At 65.0% G+C, this 9,772-nt stretch carries 6 protein-coding genes; 5 read left to right on the top strand and 1 reads right to left on the bottom strand.

Annotated features, from left to right (window positions below):
• The 5 genes from Q7T84_RS07630 to Q7T84_RS07610 all read left to right on the top strand — a co-directional run.
• The coding region (locus tag Q7T84_RS07630) for a hydantoinase B/oxoprolinase family protein (protein WP_304807362.1) at window positions 1-662 on the top strand (662 nt) is incomplete at its 5' end.
• Window positions 663-674: 12 nt separating this feature from the next.
• Entirely contained in the window at window positions 675-1,277 is a 603-nt protein-coding gene (locus Q7T84_RS07625; protein WP_304807360.1) for a hypothetical protein, read from the top strand.
• 101 nt (window positions 1,278-1,378) lie between these two features.
• Window positions 1,379-2,056, top strand: a complete 678-nt coding sequence (locus Q7T84_RS07620) for a ParA family protein (RefSeq protein WP_304807358.1) — start codon at window positions 1,379-1,381, stop codon at window positions 2,054-2,056.
• A 404-nt stretch (window positions 2,057-2,460) separates the two neighbouring features.
• Entirely contained in the window at window positions 2,461-5,349 is a 2,889-nt protein-coding gene (locus Q7T84_RS07615) for a TonB-dependent receptor (protein WP_304807356.1), read from the top strand.
• Between the two features lie 510 nt (window positions 5,350-5,859).
• Window positions 5,860-8,751, top strand: a complete 2,892-nt coding sequence (locus Q7T84_RS07610) for a TonB-dependent receptor (RefSeq protein ID WP_304807354.1) — start codon at window positions 5,860-5,862, stop codon at window positions 8,749-8,751.
• Here Q7T84_RS07610 and Q7T84_RS07605 read toward each other — a convergent pair.
• The gene (locus Q7T84_RS07605; RefSeq protein WP_304807352.1) at window positions 8,748-9,728 is read right to left on the bottom strand and encodes a LysR family transcriptional regulator; all 981 of its coding nucleotides are present in this window, start codon (window positions 9,726-9,728) and stop codon (window positions 8,748-8,750) included. The genes Q7T84_RS07610 and Q7T84_RS07605 overlap by 4 nt on opposite strands.
• Window positions 9,729-9,772 lie beyond the last annotated feature (44 nt).

Genomic DNA, 9,772 nt, shown 5'->3' with positions numbered 1-9,772 from the left:
GCACCCTGGTCGACGACGACAATCCGCTCAACGCCGGCTGCCTGGAGCCGCTACAGATCCTGACCCGCGAGGGCTCGAAGCTGGCGCCGCTCTATCCAGCCGCCGTGGTCGCCGGCAATGTCGAGACCAGCCAGCACGAGGTCGACGCGCTCTATGCCGCGCTGGGGGTCATGGCCACCGCCCAGGGCTCGATGAATAACTGCACCTTCGGCGACGAGACCCGCCAGTACTACGAGACCATCTGCGGCGGGGCCGGCGCCACCGCGCTCCAGGCCGGAACCAGCGCCGTCCACACCCACATGACCAATTCCCGGCTGACCGACCCTGAGATCCTCGAGCGCCGCTTCCCGGTGCGGGTCGAGGCCTTCGCCATCCGGCGAGGATCGGGCGGCGCCGGCGCCCAGCCGGGCGGCGAAGGCGCCTATCGCCGGGTGCGGTTCCTGGCCCCCATGGAGGCGGCCCTGCTCTCCACCCGCCGCGAGCACGCCCCGCAAGGTCTGGCGGGCGGCGGGCCGGCCTTGCCTGGCGCTCAGCGTTTGATTGCGGCCAATGGCGCGGTAAAGGAACTCCCCGGCTGCTTTTCGCTTAATGTCGCGGCTGGCGATATCATCGAGATCGAAACTCCCGGAGGCGGGGGATTCGGCCCGGCCACCCGATCATAATTCCGAGGTTCTATGTCCGCGCTTCTCTTTGCTCTCGCTCTTCTCGCGCAAGATCCAGCCGCCGCCACGGACGGCGCGGCGCCCACGCCCGCGCCTGAGGCCGCCGAATTGCCGTATCCGGCCGGCGCGCCGCGCGACGACTACGGCCTGGTCTCCTGGTGCCACGGCGCCCTGACCGGCTATGTCGAGCTGCACGACCGGGTGATGCCCGAAGTGAAGCGGATCGAGACCACCTATCGCGCGCCGGGCTCTTCGCTGGCGGCCGACATGAAGGTCTATGCCGACATGAACAAGCAGGCCCAGAAAGATCTGAAGCTGTTCGCCAACGCCATGGAAGCGGCCGAACGCGCCAGCATCAAGCCGCTCAACACCATTGGCGCGGCCGCCGTGCAGCGCGGACGTGGAAGCTGGTCGGCGGCGGCGAACCTGCCGCCCGCCCGCGTCGCCCAGGAATGGATGAGCTGGACCCCCCCGGCCCGCTGCGCGCCCACGGCTCAGCGACTGGAGAAGAACGCCAAGCTGCTCGGCGCGGCGTTCGATCCCGGCGCGGAAATGGCCCCTGCCGATCCGATGGCGGTCACCGCCGTGACGAGCGAAACCCCCGTCAATCCCTGATCGGACGCCTTTCGGCCATAGAGCCGACAGACCACCTCGATAGTCCGGTCGCGGGCGGGTAAGGTTACCGGCCCGCCGCCGCGGCTTGAAAAGAGACCTGATTGCCAACCGTCGCGTTTGTTAATCCGAAGGGCGGCGCGGGCAAGACCACCGCGGCGCTGCTGCTTGCCCTGGGCTTGAGCGAGATGGGCCTGCGGGTGGCCATGATCGACTCCGATCCCAACAAGCCCCTGGTCCATTGGGCTTCCCTGCCCGGCCGACCGGAGAAGATCAGCGTCCACCCGGCGCCGATGATGGAAGACATGCGCGACGCCCTGCGCGAGGCGCAGCGCAAACAGCCCGACTGGCTGATCCTCGACACCGAGGGCTCGATCCGCGGGGCCATGGCCTTCACCACCCTGCGGCTGGACCTGGTGGTCACCCCGCTGGCCGCCTCCCAGCTTGAGGCGATCCAGGCGATCAAGGCCGCCGAGATGGTGCTGCAGTTCGGCCGCCGCGCCGGCCAGCCCCTGGCGCACCGCGCGCTGCTGACCCGCGTTCCAGCCGCCCTGCGTCCGCGCTCCCTGAAGGAAGTGGTCGAGCAGCTGCGGACCAACGACATCGAGATCCTTTCGATCCCGCTGATCGAGAAAGAAGCCTTCCGCGTCCTGTTCTCGGTGGGCGGCGGCTTCGATCAATTGGCCCGCAGCGGGGTCAGCGGCGTGCCCGCCGCCCGCGCCAACGCCGACGCCTATCTGCAGGCGATTCTGGACCTGCTCCAGAAACCTACCCAAGCCTGAATTTCCGCCCCGGAAAACTTACAGGGTAAACGATAGGATTCGTTCAGAATCCCGTTCTGAGACGACAAGGGCCGCCGTACCCAGTCGTTGAAAGTCATTTCCGCGCCCCGTGACCCGAAAGCGACACTTTTGCGCGTTGCGTCAATTTGACAGTCGCGACGAAAACAAACCCTGAAAAATAAAGACAAATTCGTCTGTTTTTTGAGTCTGCGGTACGTTTTCCAGAAACAAAACGCCGCCAATCCAAAGTCAATTCACCATCACAGCAAAATCGACTTCAAACACCGTCGCTTTTTGAGGCCGTTAGAAAAAATGCGCTTGTGTACGCGACGTCACCCTGCATTTTCCGCCGCATATTCCATGACGATTCCAATTGATAACATGGTTATACATTAGGAGAACGTATGCTGCATTGTAGATACCTCGCTGGAGCCTCCCCCCTCGCGCTCCTGGCGGTTCTAGGTTTCGCGGCCCCGGCCAACGCGCAAGATTCAGAAGTCGCTGAAGTCATCGTCACCGGCTCGTTCATCGCCGGCACGCCCGAAGACGCCGCCCTGCCGGTCAACGTGATCGGCGCCGACGAAGTCCAGAAGCAGGGCTCGCCCTCCACCGTCGATCTGATCAAGTCGATCCCCGCCGTCTCCGGCGCCATCGGCGAGTCCAACCAGTTCGCCGCCGGCCAGACCACGGGCGCGGGCAACGTCAACCTGCGCGGCCTGGGCGCCGAACGCACGCTGGTGCTGTTCAACGGCCGCCGGATGACGATCTCCCCCGGTGCGATCTATGTGGACACCAACCTGATCCCCTCGGCCGCTATTGGCCGGATCGAAGTGCTGAAGGATGGCGCGGCCGCCACCTACGGCTCGGACGCCGTCGCCGGCGTGGTCAACTTCATCACCCGCAAGAACCTCAGCGGCCTGGAAGTCTCGGCCGGCTACTCGCTGATCGACGGCTCGAACGGCGACTATAATGTCAGCGCCGCCTATGGCTGGCAGGGCGAACGCGGCGACGTGCTGCTGACCGCCGGCTACCGCAAGCGTTCGGAGCTGCCCGTGACGGAGCGCGACTTCGCGCTGCGTCCGTTCGCGGACAACCCCCAGGGCGGTTGGTCCACCTTCGGCAATCCGGGCCTCTACCTGTCCAGCGCTGACGGCGGCACGTCCTTCCGGTCGCCCGTCCTCGACCCCGCCTGCGGGGCGATCTCCGGCCCGGTTTCGGCCTCCGGCTGCCAATTCCAGTTCATCGGCTTCAACAACCTGACCGAAGAAGAAGATCACTGGCAGCTCTATGGTGAGATCAACTTCGATCTGACCGAGAACACCAAGTTCCACGCCGAAGTGCTCTACTCCGGCCACGCGGTCTCGGCCGAGAACTCCTCTCCGTCCTATCCGCCGAACAACTTCCCCAGCTCGGACCTGACCACCAAGGGCCAGGGCTACGGCTTCTTCATCCCCAACACGAACCCTGGCCTCCAGGCCCTGATCGCCTCGGGCGGCCTGACCCCGGCCCAGGCGGCGACTGCGTCGGCCAACGGCCTGTTCACCTCCCTCGCCTGGCGTCCGCTCGGCGTCGGCGGCAACCCGCTGTTCGGCGGCAAGGGCAAGGAAGACAAGCGCGAGTTCGACGCCTACCGCGTGTCGGCCGGCCTCAAGGGCAAGTTCGACGTGATGGGCGGCATCGGCTGGGACGCCGCGCTGACCTACATGGACAACAACAGCGACATCTCCACCCCCGACATCCTGGTGGGTAAGATGCAAATGGCGATGCGCGGCCTGGGCGGTGACAACTGCACCGGCGGCGTCCCCGGCCAGAGCCGCTGCCTGTGGTTCAATCCCTTCTCGTCGGGCACCGCGGCCAATGCGGTCGATGGCCGGACGAACCCGAACTACAACGCCGCGACCGCCAACAGCCTGGAAGTCCTCGACTACATCTTCGACGAGTACGCCTATAAGATCCGCTCGCAGATGTTCACCGCCGACCTGGTGTTCAACGGGCAGTTGCCGATCGACTTCGGCGCCGGCCAACTTGGCTGGGCCGTGGGCGGTCAGTATCGCTGGAGCGGCGTCTCGAGCCGCAATAGCAACAACACCAACATCGCGATCAGCCCGTGCGCCGACTCCTCGGTGACCCCGGGCGCCACCTGCGCCGAGCAGAACGGTCCGTTCAGCTTCTTCGGCGGCCTGGCCGACTACGACCTCGACCAGTCGGTCGGCGCGGCCTTCGCCGAATTCCAGATGCCGTTCACCGACGCCCTGACCGGCACCTTCGCGGTCCGCTACGAGGACTACGGCGGCAACATCGGTTCGACCACCAACCCCAAGGTCGCTCTGAAGTGGCAGGCTGTTGACTGGCTGGCGTTCCGCGCCTCGGCCGGCTCGACCTTCCGCGCTCCGCCGACCACCCAGGTCGCCAACACGACGGTCACCAGCCTGGCCTACACCACGGCAGCCGGCGGCTATCGCGCCTATGACCGCTCGGGTAACGCCGATCTGAAGCCGGAAAAAGCCAACACCTTCAATGTCGGCGCCCTGTTCGAAATGGGTGACTTCCGCGCGACGCTCGACTACTGGCGCTTCGACTTCAAGGGTCCGATCGACTACGAACGCGGCGCGAGCATCGTCAACGCGATCTTCCCGAACGGCTCGTCGACGACGCTTCCGAACAACTGCGCCAACCCCGCCTATGCCGGCCTGGTGTCACGCGTCAGCTTCATCGGCGGCTGCGCTCCGGCGAACATCAACCGGGTCAGCACCAACTACATCAACAGCTCGGACATCAAGACCAGCGGCATCGACTTCGCCGCGAACTACAAGATGCGCGATGTCTACAGCGGCGATCTGAGCTTCGGTCTCGATATGACCTACGTGCTCGAATACGTGGTTGATGAGACCACCCTCGAAGGCGTCGTGGTCGCGCCGGAGCGGGACTACACCGGCACCATGGACTACCTCGGCTATGGTTCGCAGCCGCAGTGGAAGGCCACCGCCTTCGCTGAATACAGCCGCGAGAACCACAACCTGCGTTGGACCGTCCGCTACGTCGACAACATGATCGACACGCGCGGTAACACCACGACCTTCGCGACCAACCAAAACGGCCGCAAGATCGACGCCTCCATCACCCATGACCTGAGCTACCGCGTCTTCCTGCCTTGGGAGACGACGCTCACCGCCGCGGTGATCAACGTGTTCGACAAGGATCCGCCGTTCGCTCGACTGGACCTCAGCTACGACCCCTTCACGGCTAATCCGCTGGGTCGCTACTACAAGCTGGGTCTCACCAAGAAGTTCTAGAGGTCTTCCCCCTCAGAGAACGACAACTGGGCGGCTTCCTCGGAAGCCGCCCTTTTTTATGCCTCGCGGCAGGGTCCGGCGCCGCCCCTGAAAGACCTGCGATCGCCCAAACCGGGGCGAGAATCTCTTTACGCGGGCAAACATCGCGGCGGCTCGCCGCGTTTCGGGCCCAAAACTGCCACTGCATGAGGCAGATCGGCACATTTTTGCGCGCCGTGGCACAAACGCGACACGGTTGAACAAACCCCTAATATTACCGGTATCGCTAAAAACACCGACTGAATTCTATAGATAAAATGAGCACATTTTCGCCCGTCGGGTTTGTTTTCACCATTTTCCACGCCTTGTAAGAAAATAGTTTCCCCGATTTCACCGCGAACGCAGGTCAAATATCCGCGTTTTTCAGTTGTGCCTGGAAAATAGGCTTGCGTTGCTAGCCTTTGACCTCAATGTGCCGGCCGCATTCTGTCGCAATTCCGATAGATAACGCAGTAATATTAGGGGAAACGAATGCTGCATTGTAGATACCTCGCCGGAGCCTCATCCCTCGCGCTCCTGGCGGCTCTGGGCTTCGCCGCCCCGGCCAACGCTCAAGACGACGCCTCGGAAGTCTCCGAAATCGTGGTCACCGGCTCTTTCATCGCCGGCTCGCCTGAAGACGCCGCCATGCCGATCAACGTGATCGGCTCTGATGAAATGCAGAAGCAGGGCTCGCCGAGCACTGTGGACCTGCTCAAGGCGATCCCGGCTGTCTCGGGCGTCCTGGGTGAAGCCAACCAATACGCCGCCGCTCAATCGACCGGCTCCGGCAACGTGAACCTGCGCGGCCTGGGCGCCGAGCGGACCCTCGTGCTGATGAACGGCCGTCGGATGACGATCTCGCCCGGCGCGATCTATGTCGACACCAACATGATCCCGACGGCCGCCATCGGCCGCATCGAAGTCCTGAAGGATGGCGCGGCCGCCACCTACGGCTCGGACGCCGTCGCCGGCGTGGTCAACTTCATCACCCGTCGCAACCTGTCGGGCCTGGAAGTCTCGGGCAACTATTCGGCCATCCCCGGTTCGGACGGCGACTACGGCGTCAGCGCCGCCTACGGCTGGCAAGGCGACAACGCCGACATCCTGCTGAGCGCCGGCTATCGCAAGCGCACGCAACTGCCGGTCACCGAGCGCGACTTCGCCATCCGTTCGTTCGCCGACAATCCGCAAGGCGGCTGGTCCGGCTTCGGCAACCCCGGCATCTATCGCTCGAGCGCGACCACCGACTTCACGACGACGAGCACCTTCGTCGATCCGGGCTGCTCGGCGATCTCCGGCCCGCTCAACGCCGCCGGCTGCCAAATGCAGTTCATCGGGTTCAACAACCTGATCGAGGACGAGGATCACTACCAACTCTACGGTGAGATCAATGTCGACCTGACCGAGAAGACGAAGTTCCACGCCGAAGTCCTTTACGCGGCCCACGAAGTCGCCAACGAGCACTCCTCGCCGTCCTACCCGCCGAACAACATCCCCACCTCGGCGCTGACGACCAAGAACCAAAGCGGCTTCTACATCCCGGGCTCCAACCCCGGCCTCCAAGCCCTGATCTCCTCGGGTCAGATCGGCGGAACCCAAGCGGCCAACGCGACCGCCAACGGCCTGCTGACCACCATCGCCTGGCGCCCGATCGGCGTTGGCGGCAACGACCTGTTCGGCGGCGGCGCCAAGCATGACCGGCGCTACTTCGACACCTATCGCGTGTCGGCCGGCCTGAAGGGCGAGTTCGACTTCGCTGGCGGCATCGGCTGGGACGCCGCTGTCACCTACATGGACTCCAACGCCGAGATCGCCACCCCGGACATCCTGGTCGGCAAGCTGCAGATGGCCCTACGCGGCCTGGGCGGCGACAACTGCGCTGGTAACACTCCCGGTCAGAACGGCTGCCTGTGGTTCAACCCGTTCTCCTCGGGCGTCCAACAGAACGTCATCGATGGCCGCGTGAACCCGAACTACAACGCCGCCACCGCCAACAGCCGTGAAGTCCTCGACTACATCTACGGCGACTACGGCTACAAGCTGCGCTCGCGCATGTTCACCGCCGACCTGGTGTTCAACGGGCAACTGCCGATCGACTTCGGCGCGGGCCAACTGGCCTGGGCCGCCGGCGCGCAATACCGTTGGAACGGCGTCGAGCGTCAGAACAACGACCAGACCAACATCGCGGTCAGCCCCTGCCCCGACTCCTCGGTGCTCCCGGGCGCCACCTGCGGCGCTCAGAACGGTCCGTTCAGCTTCTTCGGCGCCCTGGCCGACTATGACCTCGACCAATCGGTCGGCGCGGCCTTCGCCGAATTCCAGATGCCGTTCACCGACACCCTGACCGGCACCTTCGCGATCCGCTACGAGGATTACGGCGGCAACATCGGGTCGACCACCAACCCGAAGATCGCTCTGAAGTGGCAGGCCACCGACTGGCTGGCGTTCCGCGCCTCGGCCGGTTCGACCTTCCGCGCTCCGCCGACCACCCAGGTCGCCAACACCGTCACCACCAACCTGTCCTATACGACGGCGGCCGGCGGCTATCGCGCCTTCGACCTCTGGGGCAATCCGGACCTGGATCCTGAAAAGGCCAAGACCCTCAACCTCGGCGTTCTGTTCGAACAAGGCGACTTCCGCGCCTCGCTCGACTACTGGGCGTTCGACTTCGAAGGTCCGATCAAGAGCGAAAGCGGCTCGCAGATCCTCAACAAGATCTTCCCGAACGGTCCGACCGGCGCCAACAACTGCGGCCTCGCGGCCTATGCGGCTCTGCAATCGCGGATCAGCTTCGCTGGCGACGGCTCCTGCTCGGCTGGCAACATCAACCGCATCCGCCACTACTTCGTGAACGGCCCGGACATCAAGACCAGCGGTCTCGACTTCTCGGCCAACTACAAGCAGCGTGACGTCTTCGGCGGCGACATGAACTTCGGCGTCGACCTCACCTACGTGCTCGAATACGTGGTCGCCGAAACCACCATCGAAGGCGTCGTGACCGCCGGCGAAACCGACTATGTCGGCAAGATGGACTACCTCGGCTACGGCTCGCAGCCGCAGTGGAAGGGCAGCGCCTTCGCCGAATACAACCGCGGTGAGCACAACGTCCGTTGGACCGTGCGCTACGTCGACAACATGATCGACACCCGTGGCGGCACCTCGACCTTCGCGACCAACCAAGCCGGCCGCAAGATCGACGCCTTCGTCACCAACGACATCAGCTACCGCGTGTTCCTGCCTTGGGAAACGACGCTGACCGCCGCGGTGATCAACGTGTTCGACCAGGACCCGGGCTTCGCCCGTCTGGACCTCAGCTACGACCCCTTCACGGCCAATCCGCTCGGCCGTTACTACAAGCTGGGCATCACCAAGAAGTTCTAGAGGCCTTCCGCCTCCAGAACGACAGAAGCTGGGCGGCTCCCTTGGGGGCCGCCCTTTTTTTGTTCGTAGGCGTCCAGGTGCGCATAGCAGACGTCCCAGTAGGGCGCGCCGCCGAACCGCTCGATCAGGAGCTCCGTCAGCGCCCGAACCTTGCCCGGCATATGCCCGGCCGGCGGCGGCCGGACCACGTACAGCCCGCCCTCCGGCATCGGGAAGTCCAGCAGCAGCGGCACCAGTTCGCCCCGCTCGATCGCCGGCCCCGCCAGGAAGGTCGGCAGCATCGCCACCCCCAGCCCGGCCGTCGCAGCCGCCAGCAGCGCCTGGCCGTTGTCGGCCTTGAACCGGCCTTCGGGGCGCAGGGTGATGGTCTTGCGCCCGTCCTGAAACCGCCAGACCTCGGAGCCCTGCATCAGGGCCTCGCAGCCGCTCAGGTCCTCCGGGCGCCGCGGCGAGCCATGGGCCGCCAGGTAGGCGGGGCTAGCCACCACCGCGACCTTGATCGGAGCAATCTTGCGGGCGACCAGGCTGGAGTCCTCGAGCGTCCCTAGCCGCACCGCCACGTCATAACGCTCGCCGATCAGGTCGACATAGCGGTCGCTATAGGAGGCGTCGATCTGCAGCTTCGGGTGACGCACGGCCAGTTCGGCCAACACCGGCGCCAGGTGGCTCATGCCGAACGACAGCGGCGCGGCCACCCGCAGGCTCCCAACGATCTCATCGCCCCGCTGGGCCAAGGCGTCACGCGCGGCGTCCAGTTCAGCCAGCACCCGCTCGGCGTGCTCCTTGAACTCCACCCCGGCCTCGGTGACCGCCACCCCACGCGTCGTGCGGCTCAGCAGTTGCGCGCCCAGCTCGGCTTCCAGCCGCGCGACCCGGCGACTGACCATCGACTTCGACAGCCCCAGCCGCGTCCCGGCCCGCCCGAACCCGCCGGCCTCGGCCACCTCGACAAAAGCCCTGATGTCATCCAGCTCCACGGCGGCGTTCCCCATACTGCAACAATCTGGTGCCGGATATGGGG

The organism is Phenylobacterium sp., from assembly GCF_030654915.1.
Taxonomy (GTDB): Bacteria; Pseudomonadota; Alphaproteobacteria; order Caulobacterales; family Caulobacteraceae; genus Phenylobacterium.
This window is presented reverse-complemented; position numbering and strand designations above follow the sequence as displayed.

Excerpts from the sequence above, each read along its gene's own strand:
- Q7T84_RS07610 (WP_304807354.1), top strand. The coding sequence starts at position 5,860 with ATGCTGCATTGTAGATACCTCGCCGGAGCCTCATCCCTCGCGCTCCTG.
- Q7T84_RS07615 (WP_304807356.1), top strand. The coding sequence starts at position 2,461 with ATGCTGCATTGTAGATACCTCGCTGGAGCCTCCCCCCTCGCGCTCCTG.
- Q7T84_RS07625 (WP_304807360.1), top strand. The coding sequence starts at position 675 with ATGTCCGCGCTTCTCTTTGCTCTCGCTCTTCTCGCGCAAGATCCAGCC.